General features: G+C 52.1%; 20 protein-coding genes, 1 other RNA gene and 1 pseudogene. 12 read left to right on the top strand and 10 right to left on the bottom strand.

The genetic code is table 11. The annotated features are described in order from the left end of the window. Positions 1–31: 31 nt before the first annotated feature. From DDT52_RS09300 to DDT52_RS09285, 4 genes are all read right to left on the bottom strand, one after another. Complete coding sequence (locus DDT52_RS09300; RefSeq protein ID WP_136156105.1) at positions 32–1,087, bottom strand: 4-oxalomesaconate tautomerase; 1,056 nt, start codon at positions 1,085–1,087, stop codon at positions 32–34. Positions 1,088–1,266: 179 nt separating this feature from the next. Further along, on the bottom strand, positions 1,267–2,169 hold the full coding sequence (locus tag DDT52_RS09295; protein ID WP_136156104.1) for a LysR family transcriptional regulator: 903 nt from the start codon (positions 2,167–2,169) through the stop codon (positions 1,267–1,269). 239 nt (positions 2,170–2,408) lie between these two features. Next, on the bottom strand, positions 2,409–4,688 hold the full coding sequence (gene maeB, locus DDT52_RS09290) for an NADP-dependent oxaloacetate-decarboxylating malate dehydrogenase (protein WP_136156103.1): 2,280 nt from the start codon (positions 4,686–4,688) through the stop codon (positions 2,409–2,411). Between the two features lie 322 nt (positions 4,689–5,010). Further along, complete coding sequence (locus tag DDT52_RS09285; RefSeq protein WP_136156102.1) at positions 5,011–5,973, bottom strand: sugar-binding transcriptional regulator; 963 nt, start codon at positions 5,971–5,973, stop codon at positions 5,011–5,013. A 397-nt stretch (positions 5,974–6,370) separates the two neighbouring features. On the opposite strand from DDT52_RS09285, the gene tal reads away from it, so the two are divergent. The 3 genes and pseudogenes from tal to DDT52_RS09270 all read left to right on the top strand — a co-directional run bounded on the left by tal (position 6,371) and on the right by DDT52_RS09270 (position 8,911). Next, complete coding sequence (gene tal / locus DDT52_RS09280) at positions 6,371–7,321, top strand: transaldolase (protein ID WP_136156101.1); 951 nt, start codon at positions 6,371–6,373, stop codon at positions 7,319–7,321. A gap of 43 nt (positions 7,322–7,364) precedes the next feature. Next, positions 7,365–7,436, top strand: a pseudogene (locus tag DDT52_RS21485) (hypothetical protein); the annotation flags it as partial. A 377-nt stretch (positions 7,437–7,813) separates the two neighbouring features. Then, entirely contained in the window at positions 7,814–8,911 is a 1,098-nt protein-coding gene (locus DDT52_RS09270; RefSeq protein WP_136156100.1) for a glycerol dehydrogenase, read from the top strand. Positions 8,912–8,971: 60 nt separating this feature from the next. On the opposite strand, the gene DDT52_RS09265 is transcribed toward DDT52_RS09270, so the two are convergent. After that, positions 8,972–10,294: a glycoside hydrolase family 30 protein gene (locus DDT52_RS09265; protein WP_136156099.1), complete on the bottom strand. Its 1,323-nt coding sequence runs from the start codon at positions 10,292–10,294 to the stop codon at positions 8,972–8,974. A 575-nt stretch (positions 10,295–10,869) separates the two neighbouring features. On the opposite strand from DDT52_RS09265, the gene DDT52_RS09260 reads away from it, so the two are divergent. Next, positions 10,870–11,730: a helix-turn-helix transcriptional regulator gene (locus DDT52_RS09260; protein WP_136156098.1), complete on the top strand. Its 861-nt coding sequence runs from the start codon at positions 10,870–10,872 to the stop codon at positions 11,728–11,730. Positions 11,731–11,770: 40 nt separating this feature from the next. Here the strand turns inward: DDT52_RS09260 and nudK are convergent, their stop codons facing one another. The 3 genes from nudK to grpE form a co-directional block, all read right to left on the bottom strand. After that, positions 11,771–12,349, bottom strand: a complete 579-nt coding sequence (gene nudK, locus DDT52_RS09255) for a GDP-mannose pyrophosphatase NudK (RefSeq protein ID WP_136156097.1) — start codon at positions 12,347–12,349, stop codon at positions 11,771–11,773. Positions 12,350–12,418: 69 nt separating this feature from the next. Next, entirely contained in the window at positions 12,419–13,657 is a 1,239-nt protein-coding gene (locus tag DDT52_RS09250; RefSeq protein WP_136156096.1) for an Nramp family divalent metal transporter, read from the bottom strand. Positions 13,658–13,891: 234 nt separating this feature from the next. Beyond that, positions 13,892–14,479, bottom strand: a complete 588-nt coding sequence (grpE, locus tag DDT52_RS09245; protein ID WP_136156095.1) for a nucleotide exchange factor GrpE — start codon at positions 14,477–14,479, stop codon at positions 13,892–13,894. A gap of 243 nt (positions 14,480–14,722) precedes the next feature. Between grpE and nadK the strand changes: the two genes are divergently transcribed. The 3 genes from nadK (at position 14,723) to bamE (ending at position 17,838) form a co-directional block, all read left to right on the top strand. Further along, a complete protein-coding gene (nadK, locus tag DDT52_RS09240; protein ID WP_136156094.1) occupies positions 14,723–15,601 on the top strand; it encodes an NAD(+) kinase in 879 nt (292 codons plus the stop codon). An 85-nt stretch (positions 15,602–15,686) separates the two neighbouring features. Continuing rightward, positions 15,687–17,348, top strand: coding sequence for a DNA repair protein RecN (gene recN / locus DDT52_RS09235; protein ID WP_136156093.1), 1,662 nt, complete (start codon positions 15,687–15,689; stop codon positions 17,346–17,348). Positions 17,349–17,499: 151 nt separating this feature from the next. Beyond that, entirely contained in the window at positions 17,500–17,838 is a 339-nt protein-coding gene (gene bamE, locus DDT52_RS09230) for an outer membrane protein assembly factor BamE (RefSeq protein WP_109054543.1), read from the top strand. 115 nt (positions 17,839–17,953) lie between these two features. Here the strand turns inward: bamE and DDT52_RS09225 are convergent, their stop codons facing one another. Both DDT52_RS09225 and DDT52_RS09220 read right to left on the bottom strand, forming a co-directional pair. Beyond that, positions 17,954–18,238, bottom strand: a complete 285-nt coding sequence (locus DDT52_RS09225) for an RnfH family protein (RefSeq protein WP_136156092.1) — start codon at positions 18,236–18,238, stop codon at positions 17,954–17,956. Next, a complete protein-coding gene (locus DDT52_RS09220; RefSeq protein ID WP_109054545.1) occupies positions 18,231–18,665 on the bottom strand; it encodes a type II toxin-antitoxin system RatA family toxin in 435 nt (144 codons plus the stop codon). The genes DDT52_RS09225 and DDT52_RS09220 overlap by 8 nt, the downstream gene beginning before the upstream one ends. A 155-nt stretch (positions 18,666–18,820) precedes the next feature. Between DDT52_RS09220 and smpB the strand changes: the two genes are divergently transcribed. The 5 genes from smpB to DDT52_RS09195 all read left to right on the top strand — a co-directional run bounded on the left by smpB (position 18,821) and on the right by DDT52_RS09195 (position 23,272). Beyond that, positions 18,821–19,303: an SsrA-binding protein SmpB gene (gene smpB, locus DDT52_RS09215; RefSeq protein WP_109054546.1), complete on the top strand. Its 483-nt coding sequence runs from the start codon at positions 18,821–18,823 to the stop codon at positions 19,301–19,303. 49 nt (positions 19,304–19,352) lie between these two features. Beyond that, positions 19,353–19,716, top strand: a transfer-messenger RNA (tmRNA) gene (gene ssrA / locus DDT52_RS09210). 182 nt (positions 19,717–19,898) lie between these two features. Then, the gene (locus tag DDT52_RS09205; RefSeq protein WP_136156091.1) at positions 19,899–21,140 is read left to right on the top strand and encodes an integrase; all 1,242 of its coding nucleotides are present in this window, start codon (positions 19,899–19,901) and stop codon (positions 21,138–21,140) included. A 235-nt stretch (positions 21,141–21,375) separates the two neighbouring features. Then, positions 21,376–21,621, top strand: a complete 246-nt coding sequence (locus DDT52_RS09200; RefSeq protein ID WP_136156090.1) for a helix-turn-helix domain-containing protein — start codon at positions 21,376–21,378, stop codon at positions 21,619–21,621. A gap of 775 nt (positions 21,622–22,396) precedes the next feature. Beyond that, on the top strand, positions 22,397–23,272 hold the full coding sequence (locus DDT52_RS09195) for an integrase domain-containing protein (protein WP_136156089.1): 876 nt from the start codon (positions 22,397–22,399) through the stop codon (positions 23,270–23,272). Positions 23,273–23,398: the final 126 nt, after the last annotated feature.

The following is a 23,398-nucleotide window of genomic DNA, read 5'->3' as shown; positions in this document are numbered from 1 at the left end:
ATCAGATAAATAGCCGTCTTACGCCATCTCGCTATGAATAAAAGACCTCGCCCTGCATCAGCAGACGCGCGGTTCGCATCAGCGCCGCCTGCACGACGTCCCCCTGTTCATTCAGCGTTAAATAAACGCTCAGTTCACCGGTTGGATGCTCAATCACCATCTGTTTTTCGCTACCGGCGACGGTTTGAGCCAACTCACTGGCCACCGTTCCCGGCAGCGCGGCGGCAGTAGCCACCGTAACCGCCCCCAGCACGCCAATCGCGGCGTGACAGGTATGAGGAATAAAAGTACGGGTACAGAGCGTGCCGCCTGATTTCGGGGGAGCAACCAGGCAAATTTTAGGCACCGTTTTACCGGCCACATTTTCAATGTTCATTAATGGTCCGGCGGCCAGGCGCAGCGCCTCAATTCGCGCCGCCAGCGCTTTATCGCCGTTCAACTGGTCTTTGGTTTCATATCCGGAAATCCCCATATCGCGGGCGGCGACCATCAGCACAGGCATGCCGTTATCGATACAGGTCACGCGGACACCGGCAATATGATCGCTGCGATTTCCCGTCGGAAACAGCGAGCCGCAAACCGATCCCGCCGTGTCGAGAAAATTCAGCAATACGGGAGCGGCCGTGCCGGGAACCCCATCAATGCGGGCTTCGCCGCTATAGCAGGGCTTACCGCCGGGGGTTTTCAACGTCACCTCGGCAATCATGCCGGTATTCAGCGTACGGATCCGCAGACGTGTCCGATCGGCGTCGGCGTGAATCAGTCCCGACTCCAGCGCGGCGGGTCCCGCCGCCGCCAGCATATTGCCGCAGTTTGGGGTGGTATCGACTCGCGCTTCGTTAATCAGAACCTGTCCAAAAAGAAAATCGATATCGGCGTTGTCATCATGGGAAAGCGAAATAATCCCAATTTTACTGGTCAGCGAATCCGCGCCGCCGATGCCGTCAATCTGTCGGGGATCGGGCGATCCCATGACGGATAAAAGAATACGATCGCGTTCGGCGATATCGTCCGGTAAATCCTCTTTACGAAAAAATGGTCCTTTTGACGTCCCGCCACGCATAAACCAGCAGGGTATTTTTTTCATACCAACCTCTTCGTTTATTCAGCCTGGATAATAATGTCATTCCGTTCGCGTTTATTGATTAACCGCTAAACTAGCAAAGCCATAAATAATAAGAAGAGGATGTAGGTACTAGCTGATTTGCATGTTTTGCATAACGGGATTTAATTGTGATGAATATCACAACAGCGAGGAATAGAGTATTAATTAAGGTTGTACCCCATGGAAATTATACCGCTTTGTAATATTTCGATGGTCTTTTGCGCCAGCGGCGTCAGCGTCCGCTGTGATGACGTTGCCAGAACAACCCGATTTATTAATGCCGGCTCAATGGGAAGCGCCTTTAATCCATCCACCTGCCCCACCCCATTCAGAGCGTTCGCCGGTAAGATGGCATAGCCGAACCCTTTCTTCACCAGCAAAAGTAGAGAGGGAATCGCATCAATTTCAATCACTACATTAGGGGCAATGCCATGCCGGGCACATTCGATTTCGACCAGATGCCGAATCATATGTCTGCCACCCGGCATAATCAGCGGGTAATTAATAATTTCACGCAGCGCAATGGAATTAACGGTATCGTCAGAAAAAGCGGAAGGAGCGATCAGACACAACTTCTCTGTCCATAAAAGCTGATAATTAAGGTATGCGCTGGGGGCGGGATTATATAATAACGCAATATCCAGCTCGCCCAATATTAATCTTTTCTGTATCCAATAAGTCAGATTCTCCGCAATGGAGAGTGAGCTATCCGGATATTCGGCAAAAAAAGCGGTGACCAGATCGACGGTCAGTAATTTCCCCAGCGTGGGGGTCATACCAACATTGACTTTACCTTTGTGAATACCGTCGATATTTTTCAGCGCCTGTTCCGCCACCTCAACCTGCCGCAGAATACCTTTACCATGCTCCAGCAGACGCCGCCCCGCCGCAGTCAACGTTACCCCGCGACCATTACGCTGCAATAACGTCTGCTGTAGTTCCACTTCCAGCTGCCGTACCTGCCGGCTAACCAGCGATTGCGACTGATCCAGAATCAGCGCGGCCTGAGTAAAACTGCCTGATTCAGCGACCCGGATAAAACAATGAAGCCTTTTCAGATCCATACGACATCCCCCGGTTGATGAAATCTGTCAACGCGACATTTTCCCTTAACAGGCTCGCCGATACTGCTTTTCCTCCCACATTCTGTGAATGTCTTCGCCAACCCGCTTCACATTACCCGATAAATACTTTCCGGGATGAAAGGGGCAAAAAAAATGGCCGAAGTCAGATTCTATCTGCGGCCATTCAGAAAAAAACCCGCGTCTGAGGCCGCGAACGGCGCCAGACGCTGTCATAACGCTTACAGCGGTTGTGTTTGCGCTTCCACCACCGCCAGCGCCACCATATTGACGATACGGCGTACCGACGCGATCGGCGTCAGAATGTGTACCGGTTTGGCAACCCCCATCAGCACCGGCCCAACCGTTACCCCCTCGGAAGAAGAAACTCGCAGCAGGTTATAGCTGATACGCGCCGACTCCATGTTGGGCATGATCAGAATATTGGCCGAGCCTTTCAGCGGACTGTCGGGCATTTGCTCACGTCGGATCGCTTCAACCAGCGCGGAATCACCGTGCATTTCACCATCGATTTGCAGTTCCGGCGCCAGTTTATTGACCAGCGCCAGCGTGGCCCGCATTTTCTGCGCCGTCGGCGAATCAGACGTACCAAAACTGGAGTGGGACAGCAGCGCCACTTTAGGCTCGATACCGAAACGACGCACGGTTTCCGCCGCCATCAGGGTGATTTCCGCCAGTTGCTCCGGCGTTGGATCGGCGTTGACGTAGGTATCGGCGATGAAGGTATTGCCGCTCGGCAACATCAATGCGTTCATGGCGCCGGCAACATGGACGCCTTCGCGATAGCCGAAGACTTTTTCCACCACGTCGAAATGTTCTTCATACGTCCCAATGGTTCCGCAAATCAATGCATCGGCTTCACCACGCAACACCATGATAGAACCGATCAACGTCGGATTACCGATCACCGCACGCTGCGCCTGTTCCTGCGACACGCCGCGGCGCTTCACGATCTCGAAATACTCGCTCCAGTATTCCTTGAAGCGCGGATCGGATTCATTGTTGACCACTTCGAAGTCTTTACCGACGGTCAGCTGCAAGCCCAGTTTTTGTAAACGCATCTCGATGACGCTTGGACGGCCAATCAGAATCGGGAACGCCAACCCCAGCGTAACCAGTTCCTGCGTTGCATGCAGCACGCGCGCATCTTCACCTTCGGCGAACACGACGCGTTTCGGCTGCTGACGCGCCTGAGAAAATATCGGCTTCATGAACAGATTGGTTTTGTAGACAAACTGCGTCAGTTTTTCGATATAGGCATCGAAATTCTCAATCGGACGCGTCGCGACGCCAGATTCCATCGCCGCTTTCGCGACCGCCGGAGCAATCTTGATGATCAGACGCGGATCGAACGGTTTCGGAATCAGGTATTCCGGGCCAAACGACAGTTCCTGATCGCCATAGGCGGAAGCCACCACTTCGCTTTGCTCCGCCAGCGCCAGATTGGCGATCGCGTGAACGCAGGCCAGTTTCATCTCTTCGTTAATGGTGGTCGCGCCGACATCCAGTGCGCCACGGAAGATAAACGGAAAGCACAGCACATTGTTCACCTGGTTCGGATAGTCGGAACGGCCGGTACAAATAATCGCGTCCGGGCGAACTTCTTTAACCAGCGGCGGCAGGATTTCCGGTTCCGGGTTCGCCAGCGCCAGAATCAACGGACACGGCGCCATGGTTTTCACCATATCCTGCGTCAGTACGCCGGGACCGGAGCAGCCGAGGAAGATATCCGCATCGGGGATCACGTCCGCCAGCTTGCGCGCACCGTTATCATCGATGGCATAAGCGGCTTTGGTTTCCGCCATATTTTCTTCACGGCCTTTGTAAATCACACCGCGAGAATCACAAACCACGATGTTGTGTGGCTTCATACCCAGCGCCACCAGCAGGTTCAGACAGGCGATCGACGCCGCCCCCGCCCCCGAAACCACCAGACGAACATCGGCGATATTCTTCTCAACCACCCGCAGTCCGTTAAGCACCGCCGCGGTACAGATGATGGCGGTGCCGTGTTGATCGTCATGGAATACCGGAATCTTCATGCGCTCGCGCAGTTTTTTCTCAATGTAGAAACATTCCGGCGCTTTAATGTCTTCCAGGTTAATACCGCCAAAGGTTGGCTCAAGGGCAGCAATGACATCGATCAGTTTGTCTGGATCCAGCTCATCCACCTCAATATCGAATACGTCAATACCGGAGAACTTTTTAAACAGGACGCCTTTGCCTTCCATCACAGGCTTGCCAGCCAGCGCGCCGATATTGCCGAGGCCGAGAACAGCGGTCCCATTAGAAATCACCGCGACCAGATTGCCTCGCGCGGTGTATTTGTAAGCAGCCAGCGGATCTTCAGCTATTTCCAGACATGGGGCCGCCACACCGGGAGAATAAGCCAGCGCCAGATCGCGCTGGGTCGCTAACGGCTTGGTGGGCGAAACCTGAATTTTCCCGGGAACCGGATACTGGTGAAAATCAAGCGCGCTTTGCTTTAGTTGTTCATCCATTTTTTAATCCTTTATCGGTTTTTGTTGTGACATGCATATAGGGTCAGGAATACCCAGTATAGTGTTTGCAAATTGTTAAACTATGAAGGACGGCAAAAACCGGAAGTGAATACCGATTAATATAGTTATTTTATTTGATGGTTTTTTGTTCGACAGATGTATCATTATTAAGACGCTACCGTTACGCGCATAACGCTGCGCGCAGGCGGATCGCGCCGATCGTCAGCGTTGCCGGTCACACGATTACGCACTGACGCACAACCTGACTTTTGTTGAGACAGCGAAAATCAGGTCGGATAAAACATCACGCTGCGGGAAAGGGCTACTGCGTCATATTCAGAATGGTGCGGATATTACCCGCGCTGGTGGCGATAATATCAATCGCACCGGTGCGCAACGCGCCGAGGATCGCCAGTGCCTTGGTGTTTTCGGAAGCAATGGCGATCACACAAGGAATTTTGTGCAGTTCTTCAATACTGACGCCAATCACCCGATCGTTCATCACCGTATCAACGTGCTGTCCGTGCGCATTAAAGAAATCATACCCGGCGATATCGCCAATGACGCCCTGATTGAGGCTCGCATCGATAATCTCATGCGGAGTGAACCAACCCAGCTTCACCATATAGCTGTTTTCATTCATATCACCAATGCCCACCAGCGCGATATCCGCTTTGCGCGCCCGATCCAGCGTTTCCTTGATGGTGCCATTCTGCATAAACGCGTCTTTCAGCGCCCGATTCTCGACATAGGCGGGAGCATAAAGCGTTTCGCTGCTGCCGCCGAACTTCTTCGCCAGACGGCGGCTAATATGGTCGGCGTTAATCGCATCGCCGGGGCGATGCGTCCCCCCGATACCGCAGATAAAGCGGCAGTTACGCTCAGCCACATTACTGACGTGATCGGCCACCGCCGCGACGTTGCGCCCCTGTCCGACGGCTACGACCGCGTCATCCTTGAGAGTCAGCGCCAGATGGCTGGAAACCAGCGCAGCAACCTGTCGCCGCTGCTCTTCTTCATCCTGATAATCCAGGGCGATCAAGGCGCGTTTTATCGGAAACCGCTCCAGCATTTGCTGTTCAAGGCGGGTACTGAATACCGGATGATAACGCACGGTAATTTCAACAATCCCTTCCTCCTTTGCCCGTTTAAGCAAACGACCAACCTTGATGCGTGAAAGACCAAACTTCTTTGCGATCTCTTCCTGAGTAATTTCGTCCTGATAATAGGCGACGGCAATTTCAGTCAGAAGTTCGTTTTCCTGAGATCCTGGTTGCTTTTCCATCTGGTAAAATTTTCCTTAAATAAGATTATGCGGTCATAAAGCTATTTATACAGACGCGATAGCTACAGATGAAAACCGGTGGTGACAAGAGATTGTTACATGCTGGAGAACCCGGCTCAATCCCGGCGCCGTGATACTGATACAACGTCGTAAATGGTACAAATTATAATACAACAGAGCCAGACCAACAGGCGGGTTCTGGCGATATGGAGCGCGGTGACGAACCGGCCTGCGACAGCTTTCTGGTTGCTTACCGCCCCTCAGGATGTTTTCCAATCACAGTAATCAGAGAAAACGCATGTTATTTTGACTGCGAGTGGTGCAGTGTGTTGCCCTGCGTTACTGGTTTTTATTCCGCTTGCTTCCCCTTTTTCACTTCTATTCAAGGAGCTTAGCCATGAACCAACTAGAAGCCCTTAAACAGTTCACCGTCGTCGTCGCCGACAGCGGCGATATCGACTCCATTCGCCAGTTTGCGCCGCAGGACGCCACCACCAATCCGTCCCTGATCCTGAAAGCCGCCAGCCTGCCCCAGTATCAGCCGCTCTTCGATGACGCCCTCGCCTACGCCCGCCAACAAGGCGGCGGCAAAGACACCCAACTCATCAATGCCAGCGACAGACTGGCGGTGAATATTGGGGCCGAAGTGCTGAAAAGCATTCCGGGCCGTATTTCCACCGAAGTGGACGCCCGACTCTCGTTCGATCGTGGAATGTGCGTGGCAAAAGCCCGTAAGCTTATCGGACTGTATCAGGAAAAAGATATTCCCCGCTCACGCATTCTGATCAAACTGGCCGCGACCTGGGAAGGTATTCGCGCCGCCGAAGAGCTGGAGCATGAAGGCATCAACTGTAACCTGACGCTGCTGTTCTCCTTTGCCCAGGCCCGCGCCTGCGCTGAAGCGGGCGTATATCTGATTTCACCGTTTGTCGGCCGCATTTATGACTGGTATCAGACCAAACAACCTGCCAGTGATTATCGGGTCGAGAACGATCCCGGCGTCCAGTCGGTACGCAACATTTATGATTACTATAAGCGCCACCGCTACTCAACCGTGATAATGGGAGCCAGCTTCCGCAAAGTGGAACAGATTCTGGCGCTGGCAGGCTGCGATCGTCTGACCATTTCTCCGGCCCTGCTGGAACAGCTGAAAAACAGCAGCGCTCCCGTAGAGCGCCGGCTAACGCCATCAACAGAAGCGTTTCATCAACCGTCGCCGTTATCCGAAGCGGAATTCCGCTGGGAACATCATCAGGACCCGATGGCCGTTGATAAACTGGCTGAAGGCATTCGTTTGTTCGCCGCTGACCAGCAGAAGCTGGAAGCGATGCTGGCGGCCAAACTGTAGCGTCCAGAGTAAAGCCTGTCCGTCCGTAAAGAATGCCAATGCCATCCGCGCGCTGAGCATGGATGGCATGCAAAAAACCAAATCCGGTCAGCCGGGCGCACCGCGGGGTAGGGCCGTTTGCGTTCTCCCATTTTTCCTATCCCCAGCGCTGGCTGACGGACTGATGCATTTATCGTCTTTCTGCTTCCTGAAATTTATGCAAGATACAGCATATTGAAAAATTTCGTTTTTTCACCCATCCCGTTTTTAGCGACTATGCTTATATCCAATAGATTTTCAGGATGACATAGCAGATACACGCCGCTGAGATTATGCGTTTTCGTCATGCGGACCTGCGGCGTTATCACTGCATCGCCCCGAAAGGCCATTCTTATTTCTTTTGCACTGTGAGCTGTCGATACCGGGAGAGCGGTTCACGGCACGCCATGACCGCAGCCGTCTTCCATGCTTTGCAACCTTATCATTCACCAACACATCATCGAGGTAGATAGTATGAGCCACTTCATTTTCTCTTCACCAAGAAAATACGTTCAGGGCCGCGGCGTACTTGATGAACTGGGCGAACAACTCAAGCCGTTAGGAGCGAAAGCGTTTCTCATGGCAGACAGCACCGTTTGGGACATCATCGGCCAACGCGTGGAAACCGCCTTAAAGCAGGCGGGCATCAGCCACCACTACGAGCGTTTTAACGGCGAAGCCTCCGGCAATGAGATCACCCGCCTTGCGGCGCTGGCTCGTCACGCCGGCACTGATATCATCGTCGGACTGGGCGGCGGCAAAACCCTGGATACCGCAAAAGCCATCGCGGACGAGTTGAAATGCAATGTAGCGATTGTCCCCACCGTCGCGTCAACAGATGCGCCATGCAGCGCCCTGTCGGTGATTTATACCGATGACGGCGTCTTTGAATCTTATCGTTTTTACGATAAAAACCCCGATCTGGTTCTGGTCGACACCGCCGTGTGTGCTCAGGCTCCCGCACGCCTGTTCGCTTCCGGTATTGCAGACGGTCTGGCAACCTTTATCGAAGCACAGGCCGTACTGCGCTCTCATTCACTCTCCATGCTGGGCGGCAAACCCACACTGGCAGGGATGGCGATTGCCGAAGTTTGTGAGAAAACCCTGCTGGCCTATGGCTATAGCGCCTATAAAGCGGTAGAAAAAGGCGTCGTGACACCGGCGGTGGAATCCGTGGTTGAAGCGAATACGCTGCTTTCCGGATTAGGGTTCGAGAATGGCGGTCTGGCCGGAGCCCATGCGATCCACAACGGTTTTACCGCCATAAAAGGCGATATACATCACCTCACTCACGGGGAAAAAGTCGCATACGGCACGCTCACCCACATGGTACTGGAGAAACGTGCCGATGAAGAGATTGCCCGCTATATCCGTTTCTACCGGGCGATCAAGATGCCAACCTTGCTGAAAGATCTGCATCTGGAAAATGAACCTTTTGAAAATTTGGTCAAGGTTGGCAAACTCGCGTGCAGTCAGGAAGATACGCTGAAAAATCTGGACAGTGCGATAACGGCAGAGGATGTTGCCCACGCCATTATCGCCGTCGATGCTTTCAGTAAAACGATCGATTAACAACATCGTCCGTTAATACGTCATGTCTCCCGATCACGCCGGGAGACATTGTTTCACCGGCTACGGATTGACGATCACGGAGTTAATCGATCCGGGCGGCAGGTTAAAACGCCAGCTTTCCCCCCCAGCCGACAAGCACAGCTCCCGTTCCTCGCCAAATGCATTGTTGACGTTCACAATCAGGCTTTGGTCCGGATTTCTGAATGCAATCGCATTACCGCTCATTTTTCCGGTTACGCCGACCCGATGGGCCCCTTTTTGTACCAGTGCGGAGAAATGGCGAACAACATAATATTCCGGGTTATAGGTAACCGCTTTTTGCTGCCTGTCGATAGAAATCATACTGTTTTGCCTCCATCCCCAGGCGCTTTCGCCGCCGGTCGCCAACACCGGATTCCAGTAAAAATATCCCGTTGCCCCGTTTACCAGATAATGACGGAATAAACCAAACACATAGTGGGCATAGGACCAGTCATTCCGGCCATCGCCGCACTCATTTTCCGTCTGGTAGATACGTAACTCAGGATAGCTCTCGGCTGTGCGCTGAATCGCGTTTTTCCCCGCCCACTGATAACCCACGCCGGACACGAAGGAATAAGCGGCGGTGTCGCTCAGGACATAATTTGCATAATCGTCATAATCTTCGCCGACTTCCTGCATAAACGCAGGCGCATTGATGGTCCCCAGCCAGATTTCCGTTTCCGGCAAATACGCCCTGAAACGCGGGCCAAGATAGTCGGCAATAAACCGGCGCAGTTGCTCGCCGCTCCAGACACAGGACGGGAATTTCTGATCGGCGGCGACTTCATTCTGTATATGAACCTGCGCAATCCGAATGCCTTCGGCCCGATAATGTTCAATAAATTTTTGGAAATAAAGGGCATAAGCATTCAACGTCGCCTCATCCATCTTCAGACGACCGTAGTTATACACCGGGTGGGTCTTCATCCAGGTTGGCGGACTCCACGGAGAACCGAATAACACCATCTCCGGCTGTCGCCGTAAGGCTTCCTGAAGGTAAGGGATCAAATACTGCCTGTCCCGCGCCAGGGAAAAATGCGTCATGGCATAATCATCCGGCGTCTCATTCAGGCTATACCAGGATCTCGCATAATCGCTGGCGCCAATAGGAATTCGCCCCATATTCAATCGGCATTCGCCATCGGGCGAAAAGAGATTGTCAAAAATAACGTCCCGCTGCGCGTCATCAAGATCGGCAAGCGCAATCATCCCTAATTCATTAAAACAGCCGCCAAACCCCTCTATTTCCCGGTTGTCAGCATCCCCCAAAAACAGATTCGCCTTTTCCCCTCCGCGGGCGATATCCGTATTGACCTGCCATTGCCGGGTATCGTTACTGCTAATCCAGGTAATTGATGACATCGCCCTCTCCTCTTATTAATGCAAATATGATGATGTGGTTTCGTACGGTTGCTGAGCGCATTCGATGTTTCTGTTTTTTATTTCCCTGATTTTTTCATCGGTTAATGAATCGCAATGCATAATGGCGTAGCGGCAAGCTGAATAAAATTCATCACGATAACCAATGCAAAGATCGAAATAACATTTTTCGCTTCAATAAATAAAACAATGATCGCAATGCCGCTTATCATGCCATCGCATAATTAGACATTTTTACCTTGTCAATATATTTAAATAGATATTACAACATCATCGCAACGAATATTCCCCGATAATAGTCGCGTAGCCAGATCGGGACGTTTCATGACGCTATTGATATAATTTTTCTTTTACAGATAACTTTATTAAAGGCGCAGATATGACAGCAAGCATTTCTATCCCACCTTAAGAAATACGGTTATTTTTTAAGAGTTCACTATCATGATAGCGCTACTGTATTCTTATCGCCCTTGTTGTATGATGAATTGATAATTTATTGCATTATTTACTGCGCATATATATATAAACAGGGTAATTACATAAGGAATCTGAACTCGATGAGTGACCGATATCCCACTTTTGAGAATATCCCGGTAATGCCGGGGGAAAAATTCACGTTACGTCAGGATCGCTTCGCACAATTTAGCGGGCTTTACGTCGAAACACATTTTCATATGATGAATGAGATTATGTGGTTCAGACGGGCCGGCGGCTCATTTGTGATCAAGGATAACGCCTACCCCATCAGAAATAATACGCTGGTCTATATACCCACACTGTTTATGCATGAAATGACGCTGGAGCCCGGCCACGGGCATTTACGATATTTACTGCAATATGAGGAGAGCTGGTTGGAGGATATTCGCTTACCTGTTCAACCCATTCAGCGTATACAGCCAATGGTTGCTTATCTGGAGGAGGAAGACACGCAAAAGGTTGAAACACTGTTTGCCTGGGCCGGTGAAAGTATGCCGCATGCCGCTGACTTATCATCAAGCCTGCTGCGATCCATTATCATTTTCGCCACCCCAAAACTGGCCCGGGACGCAACGCCAAACCCGTCTTTGCAATACCATCAGCAATCCGCGCGGCTTATCAAACTGATTCAGCAAATTGACGATCAGAAAAACTATACGATCGGCGTGATGGAAGCAGCGCAGCAGTGCGGCTGGTCAGACTCTTATTTTTCCCGCACATTCAGGCATTTCTTTGGGCAGACATTCAAGGAATTTATGCTTAAAAGAAAAATCTCACTGGCTATCGATCTGTTAATCCATACCGACCTGAAGATTTCCGATATTGCTTACCATGCGAGCTTCACGGATTGCGCTTATTTCTGCGCCCGTTTCAAACAATTTGTCGGCATGTCGCCCAAAACATTCAAAGAGAATATCTATTACCATCATGATACCCAATGAGCCTGAGGCGCAGGAAAGCAAAAATCAAAGTCGGGGCCCGCTACTTCGCAAACCATCCCTGAATCTGCGCATGCTGTAATAGCATAATGGTCTTGCCGTCTTTAATCCGGCCGTCGCCGATCATTTCCATTGCCTGCGTAAACGGCAGTTCCAGCACTTCAATATCTTCGTCGTCCACACCGCCACCCGCATTATCACGCAAAGATTCGTCATACTCCGCCGCGAAGAAGTGCAGCCGTTCGGTGATGCCACCGGGTGACATATAGGCATCGAACAACTTTTCGACCTTGCCGATCGCATAGCCGGTCTCTTCGATCGCTTCATTACGGATACACTCTTCCGGCGAATGATCGTCCAGCAATCCGGCGCAGGCTTCCAGCAACATGCCGCTTTCATTACCGTTGACATAGGTGGGAATCCGGAACTGGCGCGTCAGCACCACCGTGCCTTTCTCACGGTTATACAGCAGAATAGTCGCGCCATCGCCCCGGTCGTACACCTCACGGATCTGACGAACCACGCCGCCATTCTTTCTTTTTAAATCAAACACATATTTATTAAGAAGAAACCAACGGTCAGACAGGAGCTTCTTTTCAATGATAGTAATCGGCGACGACATAACTGAACCCCATTAAAGAAAGAATCAGTGCCTGATAATAAGACGACGCATGCCGGAATGCACGAACCTTCACCACCCCAGAGCAGTGCTGATGAGCAGATAAAGATTAAGCGAAACAACGATAAAGACGATCGCTTTACCCGTGTTCTGTACCAGACGGCTATTCACCATATCTCCCATCAGCGCCTTGTTGCCGGTAAAGGACAGCAGAGGAACCAGCGCCAGCGCAATACCGAAACTCAGCACCACCTGACTCAGGACCAGTACGCGGGTCGGATCCATACCAGAGAGAATAACGATAAACGACGGCAACATCGTGACCGTTCGCCGTACCCACAGCGGAATATGAAAGCGCACGAACCCCTGCATGACCACCTGTCCGGCCAGCGTACCGACAACGGTTGAAGACAGCCCAGCCACGACCAGACTCAGCCCGAAAATGGTTGCCGCCGCTTGCCCTAACAAGGGTTCCAGCGTCAGATAAGCCCGATCGAGATCGGCGATATCCTGATTACCGCTGAAATGGAACGCCGCCGCCGCTGTCGCCATCATCGCCAGATTCACAAAACCGGCGATAGTCATGGCGATGGCGACATCGACTTTGGTGGCGGAATAACGTTCCGCACGGGTATGTCTGCCCTCATGCTGCGTCAGAGAAGAATGCAGGTATATCACGTGAGGCATGATCGTCGCCCCCAGCACGCCGGCAGCCAGTAGCACGGCATCAGAGGTCGGCAAACTGGGAATCATCATCCCTTTTGTCAGGGCTGACAGTTCAGGGCGAGAGAACACCAGCTCGACAATGTAAGCCGCGGCGACAAACAGCAGCAGCCCGCCGATCACCATCTCCAGCGGTTTTTGTCCGCGCTTTTGCAACGTTAAAATCAGGAAAGTCGCAATGGCCGTCAGGGTCGCACCTTCAAGCAGCGATACTCCCAACAGCAGTTTGAAACCGATCGCCGCGCCGATAAACTCCGCCAGATCGGTCGCCATGGCAATAATTTCGGCCTGAACCCAATAAGCCCAAACCGCAGGCCGGGGAAAACGCTCGCGGATCAGCTCGGCCAGATTGCTACCGGTCGCGATCCCGAGTTTGGCAGACAGCAGTTGGATCAGCATGGCCATGATATTGGCCCAAACCACCACCCACAGCAGCGTATAGCCATAGGCCGCGCCCGACTGAATATTCGTCGCGAAATTACCCGGGTCAATGTACCCGATCGCCGCAATAAACGCGGGCCCCATCAAAGAAAGTTTGATCTTTCTTGATGTACGGCTGACTGACCCGACGGTACGGCTATCCGGCATAGTATGCCCCTTCTAACCCTGTTGTTTTATCAACTCTCACATAAATGATAATGATTATCAAGTGCATCCAGAGCGGCAATACCAATTCTTCCAATAGCCAGAGATGATGATTTATCACGCGGATAAAAACATCTTTTTAACAAAAAAGACCAACAAAATATAAACAAAAAACCCCACGCCTGAGCATGGGGTTGACGCTGACGCTGGGTCAACGAACGAAGCGGGCGAACAGGGTTATTCTTTCGCCTTGGAAACGGCCACCATCGCAGGGCGCAGCAGGCGTCCATTCAACGTATAGCCTTTCTGCATCACCATCATCACGTAGTTAGGCTGATGATCGGCAGACTCCAGCATGGTCATCGCCTGATGCACTTCCGGATTAAACGGCACGTTCACCTCGCTGACCACTTCAATGCCAAACTTGTGCACGGCATCCAACAGGGATTTCAGCGTCAGTTCAACACCTTCAATCATTGACGCCAACGCGTCATTGGATTTGTCCGCCATATCCAATGCGCGCTCAAGGTTATCGATCACCGGCAACATTTCGCTGGCGAATTTCTCCACCGCAAATTTATGCGCCTTCTCAACATCGATCTCCGCACGACGGCGAATATTATCGGCTTCAGCGCGGGCACGCAGTACACTGTCGCGTTCGCGCTGCTGCAATTCACTCAGTTGCGCTTCCAGTTCGGCAATGCGCTCATCACGCGGGTCAGCTACGTCTGTCGTCTCTGGTACAGCTTCCGATTGACGCCTTTTTGCTGCATCCATTTGATCCAAGACTTGCTCGTCAGGCGTGTTCTGTTCTTTACTACTCATGAAATTCTCCGCGGTTTAGCATTAATCTCGCTAGTTGCTATTATGGGGATCAAAACCGGGGTTTCAAGGGAACCAGTCACATATACCCAATAGATTTCAAGTTGCGGGAAGGCGGCAGCCGCAGGGACAAGGCCCACGGATGGAGCGGGTAGTGAGCGCAACCAACGCGCCTGCAACCTGAAAAATGACGGGTATATTGGTTTTGCAGAACGTCGGCACACCACGCTGAGGACAATGACAGCAATGAATAAACCATTTAATTGTATTGGTATCGTCGGCCATCCGCGACACCCTACCGCGCTGGCCACCCATGAGATGCTTTATCATTGGCTGAGCGGCAAAGGTTATTCGGTGCTTATTGAACAGCAGATTGCCCGCGAACTGAACCTGCAAGACGCGCCGACCGGCAGCCTGGCCGATATCGGACAGCTGGCCGATCTGGCCGTGGTGGTCGGCGGCGATGGCAATATGCTCGGTGCCGCACGCGTTCTGTCCCGCTACGATATCAACGTCATTGGCGTTAACCGCGGCAACCTAGGTTTTCTAACCGACCTGGATCCGGATCATGCCCAGCAACAGCTTTCGGAAGTGCTCGACGGCCATTATCTGAGCGAGCGACGTTTTATGCTGGAAGCGCATATTTGCCGCGCCGAACAGCCAAACAGCATCAGCACCGCCATCAACGAAGTGGTACTCCACCCCGGAAAAGTCGCGCACATGATCGAATTTGAAGTCTATATTGACGACAAGTTTGCGTTTTCACAGCGTTCGGACGGCTTGATCATCTCCACGCCCACAGGCTCTACCGCTTATTCGCTCTCCGGCGGTGGCCCGATCCTCACCCCTTCGCTTGATGCCATTGCGCTGGTGCCGATGTTCCCCCACACGCTCTCGGCGCGTCCGCTGGTTATCAACAGCAGCAGCACGATTCGGTTGAAGTTTTCCCATATCACCAACGATCTGGAAATCAGCTGCGACAGCCAAATCTCACTGCCGGTACAGGAAGGAGAAGAAGTGTTCATCCGTCGCAGCGAACATTATCTTAATTTGATCCACCCGAAAGATTACAGTTATTTCAATACGTTAAGCACAAAGCTCGGCTGGTCGAAAAAATTATTCTAAAATTTTCACCAGCTACTTTACTGTATATAAAACCAGTTTATACTGTATGTAATTACACCTTGTTTTTACATACAGGAAAACTATCATGCTGGCGCAACTCACTATCAGTAACTTCGCCATCGTGCGCGAGTTAGAAATTGATTTTCAGGCAGGAATGAGCGTGATTACCGGCGAAACCGGCGCCGGGAAATCCATTGCCATTGACGCCCTCGGCCTTTGCCTGGGAAATCGCTCCGACGCCAGCATGGTCAGGCCAGGCGCTACCCGCGCCGATATTTGCGCCCGCTTTTCTCTGGTTGATACCCCCATCGCACACCGATGGCTTGAAGAAAATCAGCTGGACGACAGCAATGAGTGCCTGCTGCGCCGGGTGATTGGCGCAGACGGCCGTTCGCGCGGTTTTATCAATGGAACCGCCGTGCCCTTGTCGCAGCTGCGTGAGCTCGGCCAATTGCTGATTCAGCTGCACGGTCAGCACGCCCACCAGCTACTGCTCAAACCAGAGCATCAAAAATATCTGCTGGATGCGTATGCGGATGAACCCGAACTACTTGGGGCGATGCAGCAAATCTGGCAGCAATGGCATCAAAGCTGCCGTGAACTGGCGCAATTGCAGCAGGCGGCTATCGAGCGGGAAGCACGCCGCGAACTCCTGCAATATCAATTGAAAGAACTGAATGAATTCGCCCCCCAGTCCGGTGAATACGAGCAAATCGATGCCGAATACAAACGGCTGGCGAACAGCGGTCAGCTGCTGGCTTTGAGTCAACAAACATTGCAATTGCTCAGCGAAAATGAAGAGCGGAACATACTCAGCATGCTGCACAGCGTTAAACATCAGCTCGGTGAGTTGATCAGTATGGATGAAAAGCTGTCGGGCGTGCTCAGCATGCTGGAAGAAGCCGGTATTCAAATTAGCGAAGCCAGTGATGAACTGCGTCACTACGGCGATCAAATGGATCTCGATCCCATCCGGCTATACGAACTTGAGCAACGGCTATCCCGTCAGATGACGCTGGCCCGTAAGCATCACATCGCGCCAGAAGCCTTACCCGCTCATTATCAGCAGCTACTGGAAGAGCAACGCTTGCTGGAACAGCAGGAAAGCGACCACGAAACGCTCAGCGCAACAGTCAGCGCCTACCATCAACAGGCATTGCACGTCGCGGAACAATTGCACGTTCGCCGACAGCATCACGCCAGTGAATTAGCCCAGCTCATCACGGCCAATATGCATGAGCTGGCCATGCCACATGGTCACTTCAACATTCAGGTGAAATTTACCCCCGAATACCTGACCGCCAGCGGTGCTGACAGCATTGAATTTTGTGTCACAACCAACCCCGGCCAACCACATCAACCGCTGGCAAAAGTGGCATCTGGCGGGGAGCTGTCACGTATTGCCCTGATTATTCAGGTCATCACCGCACGTAAAATGGATACGCCGGCGTTGATTTTTGATGAAGTCGATGTGGGTATCAGCGGCCCGACGGCGGCGATTGTGGGCAAAATGCTGCGCCAACTCGGGGAATCGACACAGGTCATGTGTGTCACTCACCTGCCACAGGTCGCAGGTTGTGGTCATCAACATTTCTTTGTCAGCAAGCAAACCGACGGCGCAGAAACCGAAACGCTGATGCAGCCGCTGGACAAACGCGCACGGCTACAGGAACTCGCTCGTTTACTCGGCGGCAGCGCCGTAACCAAAAATACGCTGGCAAACGCCAAAGAGTTGCTGGCGGCATAAGGCAGACGGAGCCAACGGCTTGAAACGCGAACGACGGTAAAAAAGCTCAACTTTTTTGCCTTCCTGAGGTCATACTGGGGTCTTGCCGGTTTTCAAGTCAGGCAAGGTCTATTATCATCGGCAACCTATGCCCTTAAGGAATGTAATCACTATGCGCTGTAAAACGCTGACTGTCGTCGCCGCGGTGGTTGTTGTTATGCTGACTGCCGGTTGTTCCACGTTAGAAAAAGTGGTCTATCGGCCGGACATCAATCAGGGAAACTATCTGGCACCGGGTGACGTCGCCAAAATTCATACCGGAATGACCAAGCAACAGGTCGCTTATACGCTGGGTACGCCCATGATGCAGGATCCGTTTGGCAGCGATACCTGGTTTTACGTATTCCGCCAGCAGCCTGGCCATGAATCCGTAACACAGCAAACGTTGACGCTGACCTTCAGTGCTGACGGTGTACTGACCAATATTGATAACAAACCGACGCTGAACTAATTCAGTCACGGTTTTGTTGCATGTAACATCACGCTGACAGGGTGAAATATCCCGGGCAAGCAAGAAAGAATTTTACTACTGGATAAGTGGTGACAAAAATAAGGCACGCCGTGCCTTATTTTTTTGAGCGCTCGGCACGCTGACGACGTAACTCTTTCGGATCGGCAATCAAGGGACGGTAGATCTCAACCCGATCGCCATCACTCAGCACATCGGCAAGTTTTGCGGTCCGGCTGTATATGCCGACCTTATTGGTCTGCAAATCAATATCTCTTCGCAATTCAAGCAGACCCGATGCGACAATCGCCTGTTCCACCGTACTGCCCTCCGCCAGAGTAAGCGTACGCAGATACTGTCGCTCCGGTAATGCGTACACCACAACCACACGAATATCAGGCACTGTAAACCTCTTTGGCGCGCTGCGTGAATGCCTGCACCATATTTCCCGCCAGTTCCTTGAAAACCTTGCCAAAAGCGAGTTCAATCAGAACATTAGTGAATTCGAAATCAAGATGCAGCTCCACTTTACAGGCATCCGGACTCAGCGGCGTAAAATGCCAGTCGCCACTGAGTTGGCGGAAAGGTCCATCAACCAACTGCATATTGATATTTTGGTTATTGGTCAACGTATTACGCGTAGTGAATGTCTTACTGATACCCGCTTTGGCCACATCTACCGCCGCCGTCATTTCATCAGGCGTCGATGAAATAATCCGGCTGCCCGTACATCCCGGCAGAAAGGCAGGGTAAGAAGAAACATCATTGACCAATTGATACATTTGCTCAGCGCTGAACGGCACCAGAGCTGAACGACTTATTTTTGGCATACCATTTTCCGTGATTCATAAAACGCGCAAAATAATAGCACTGATAAGCCGACAGATAAAAATTCTGCGCGCACTATCGCACAATATCATCAACAATGACCCAGACACACGGCGGGGATTTCATTCCCTTTTACATCCAGTATAATGACGGCACTATGACAAAGAAAAAAGCGTACAAACCCGGTTCCGCTACCATTGCGCAAAACAAGCGTGCCCGCCACGAATACTTCATTGAAGAGGAATTTGAGGCCGGTCTTTCGTTGCAAGGTTGGGAAGTAAAATCACTGCGTGCGGGCAAAGCCAATATCAGCGACAGCTATGTAACATTCAGAGACGGTGAAGCGTACCTGTTCGGCGCCACTATCACACCGCTTAACGTTGCATCTTCGCATGTTGTTTGTGACCCTACGCGTACACGTAAACTATTGCTCAACAAGCGAGAATTAGATTCGCTGTTCGGACGAGTCAGCCGTGAAGGCTACACCGTCGTCGCCTTATCCATGTACTGGAAAAATGCCTGGAGCAAAGTCAAAATCGGCGTGGCGAAAGGTAAAAAAGATCACGATAAACGTGATGACATCAAAGAACGTGAATGGAAATTAGACAAAGCCCGTATCATGAAGAACGCTAACCGCTAAGTCGGTGGCTTAAGTAGGATAAGTTCTGGTATACTAAAGAAAGTTCCTTGGGGCTGATTCTGGATTCGACGGGATTTGCAAAGCCCTAGGTGCATGCCGAGGGGCGGTTGGCCTCGTAAAAAGCCGCAAAAAAATAGTCGCAAACGACGAAAACTACGCTTTAGCAGCTTAATAACCTGCTCTGAGCCCTCTCTCCCTAGCCTCCGCTCTTAGGACGGGGATCAAGAGAGGTCAAACCCAAAAGAGATCGCGTGGATGTCCTGCCTGGGGCTGAAGCGTTAAATCCAATCAGGCTAGTTTGTTAGTGGCGTGTCTATCCGCAGCTGGCAGGCGAATGTAAAGATTAGACTAAGCATGTAGTACCAACGGTAGAGTAATTCCGGACGGGGGTTCAAATCCCCCCAGCTCCACCAAATTTTGTTCTATAGAACGCCAAAGAAGTCCACTAAGCCCGCATGGCACAAGCCCTGCGGGCTTTTTTACATCTATTGGGCGCTGTGGCGATCTTGTAACTTCCACCATTGTTAGGCACAATTTTAGGCACTCTATGCAGTTTCCCTCATTCCTGTTGGGCCTAAACTTAGTGGAGGTGCCTATGGCAAGGCAAACAAGGCCGCTTAGCGATACCGAGATCAAAGCGGCCAAACCCAAAGAGGCCGACTACTCCCTGTATGATGGTGACGGACTTGAGCTTCTAATCAAACCCGGCGGCAGTAAACTTTGGCAATTCCGCTACTATCGACCTTTAACCAAAAAGCGCGCAAAACTGAGTTTTGGTTCCTATCCTGCCGTCACTCTGGCCGACGCCCGAAAACGCCGCACTGAAACCAAATCGTTAATTGCCAAAGATATCGATCCTCAAGAGCATTACCACGCGCTAAAGCGGCAAGCGCTGGAAACCCAATCCAACACCTTTAAGGTCGTTGCCGAACGCTGGCTACAGCTAAAAAAGAGCAGCGTCACCGCCGACTATGCCTCCGATATCCAGCGATCCCTCGAAAAGGATATCTTTCCCGCCATCGGCGATATCAGCATCACGGATATCAAAGCGCGCACGCTGGTGCAGGCTATCCAGCCGGTGCAGGCCAGAGGCGCGCTGGAAACGGTAAGGCGGTTATGTCAGCGGATTAACGAGGTGATGATCTATGCCATGAACGTTGGTCTGATCGATGCGGCTCCCAGCGTCAATATCAGCAAGGCGTTCGAGAAACCGCAGAAAAAGCACATGCCCAGCATCCGCCCGGATCAACTACCGCAACTGATGCAAACAATGCGGCTGGCAAATATCGAGTTACCGACCCGCTGTCTGTTTATGTGGCAGCTTCTCACCCTCACCCGCCCTGTCGAAGCCGCTGAGACGCGCTGGCAGGAGATCGATCTGGACGCTAAAGAATGGCGCATTCCGGCCGAACGCATGAAAATGAAGCGGGTACATGTCGTTCCGCTGTCAGAACAGGCGTTGGCGATTCTGGAACTTATGCGGCCTTTAAGCAGCCATCGGGAATATGTTTTCCCCAGCCGCATTAAACCGTTACAGCCAATGAATAGCCAGACGGTCAACGCCGCGCTAAAACGCGCCGGATTAGGCGGCATTCTGGTATCACACGGCATGCGCTCCATTGCCAGCACCGCGCTCAATGAACAAGGCTTTCCACCCGATGTCATCGAAGCCGCCCTCGCCCACGTAGATAAAAATGAAGTACGCCGGGCCTATAACCGCAGCGATTATCTGGAACAGCGTCGCCCCATAATGCAATGGTGGGCCGACTTTGTGAAAGCGGCGGACAACGGCAGCGTACTGGAAGGCGGGATCCGGGGACTTAAGGCTATTGGGTAATTATATGAGGCCGTGTTTTCTCTCCCGCCTCACACCATAAGCAAGTGATGGTGTGAGGCGGGAGACGCGTTATTTTTCGCTCATCGTCAATGGACAAATCCTCAACCCCACGTCTTTAGTAACTCTTAAGATAAAGTCACTTAACTGATGCTAAAAAGGAAGAAATTAAAAATATGCCTCAGTCAGAACAAACGATTTCATCGCCTCTGACGGGCATCAACCTAGGTGACTTCGTATGATTGAACAAGACTGGCATCCGGCAGATATCATTGCTGGTTTAAGAAAGAAAGGCACAACGCTGGCTGCGGTTTCCAGAGAAGCGGGACTCGCCTCTTCCACTTTGGCAAATACACTGACGCGCCATTGGCCTAAAGGAGAACGCTTAATCGCCGAAGCCTTGCATAAACGCCCCGAAGAAATCTGGCCTTCGCGCTATAACAGCGGACATCATCAACAATACCGAGATGGAACCTCGGATTAGCCACTAAAAATTTACAAAATTTTTTTCATACTGCTAGTGGATTTAGACGCTCCTTACTGGATTTCTATGGAATAGAAATCCAGTAAGGAGCCAACAAGCGCAGCGCGTTAGCCGCTTGATATACGGATTTTGGCGCAGTAAATTGTCAGTGCTATACCGCTGCTGCACGCAGCACTCCACGTTGCCACGACCTTCAAGGCAACGCACAGGCACAGCCTGTGTGGTCGACTCCCAACCCGCCTCGCTACCAGTTTGCGGGTGATCGCTGCGGCGATGGTAGCTACCTTATTTCAGCGCCTTAGTGCCGTATCCTGTTTGTTCTTGCCTTTCGCATATGCACCGATGTGTACATCCCTTATAGCTGGCGCAACCGTCTGCGGCCTTTTGCTGCCTCAGCGAATGCATCCATGAGGCAGCGGCGTCACTTCATACGGCGCAAAGCCGTTGCAAGTGACGCCGCGAACGATCTCTGCGCCAGCCTTTACGCCACAGCGCTTTCCGGCGCGACCTGTCATCTGACGAACATTTTCTGCGTCAATTCTCATCAACCCACTTATCAGAGGAGGACTGAACCGATACCTGAGGCGGGCTTTCAGCCTGAGGGGATTACCCTGCTGATGCAGGCGGCTGCACCGAGTGCATAACCGATATCCCCGTCATACCTCAACCGCTGCCGCTCCGGCGCGCAGGTATTGTTCAGTGCGGCACGGTAAACCCGTGTCGTAAATCGCCGTGCGCCGGAGAACAGAGGTTATTGAGGATCGGGGGATAGCATATGTCACGATTAAGTCGGGAAATGCAGACGCTGGCCCGACAGGCCGGCGGCAGCCATAAGACGGTACATGACCGACTAAAAATTGCAGAGCGGCTTGCCAGTCACCTGCTGTCTTTGAATATTCAGATCCGCACGGTGCAGCATCTGAAAGCAAAACATATCGAATGCTATATCGCCGAACGGTTAGAACAGGGAATTACACTGCGCACGCTGCATAATGAAATGGCGGCAGTGCGTGTCATTCTTCGGGCTGCCGGACGGAGCAAGCTGGCGGATGCGGACCGATTGAGCAACAGGGCGTTAGGGCTGAGCTGCGCCAGCCGGGACGGCACGCGGCAAGCGATTACGCCGGAGCGCTATCAGGCGGCGCTGTCAACCCTGCAACAGAAAGACGCCGGACTCGCGCTGACGTTGCAACTGGCTCGAATGATGGGCCTGCGCTCACAAGAAGCGGTGCAGTGTTCGCAATCGCTCAAGACGTGGGCTGCGGCATTGGAGCGAGGCGACGAACAACTGACGGTGGTATTCGGCACCAAAGGCGGACGGCCCCGGCAAACGCGGGTTCTGGAGCGGGAAGCGCTAACACAAACAGTGAATCAGGCGCTGGCGGTAGCCGCTGCCCGCAATGGTCGGCTGATTGATAAACCGGATCTGAAAAGCGCCATGAACCGCTGGCGCTCACAAACAGCTCTGGCAGGACTTAAAGGGCAATATTCCCCGCACAGCCTGCGTTACGCATGGGCGCAAGATGCGATGTGCTATTATCGGCGACAGGGATTCAGTAACCGGGAAGCCTGCGCGCTGGTATCGATGGATTTAGGGCATGGGGATGGGCGTGGGCGGTATGTGCAGCGGGTTTATGGGAAAGCGCTATAGAGTGTCGTTGAATAAATCGGCGTGTTCTGACCCATACTCGATCTGGCTCTTTTGCTGATCTGAGCGCAATCTAATCCGGCAGGCGGCTATGTGCCAGAAGCGGAAGTCATTACTTCAGTGATATCG

The organism is Brenneria roseae subsp. roseae (assembly GCF_003115845.1).
Classification (GTDB): domain Bacteria; phylum Pseudomonadota; class Gammaproteobacteria; order Enterobacterales; family Enterobacteriaceae; genus Brenneria; species Brenneria roseae.
This window is presented reverse-complemented; position numbering and strand designations above follow the sequence as displayed.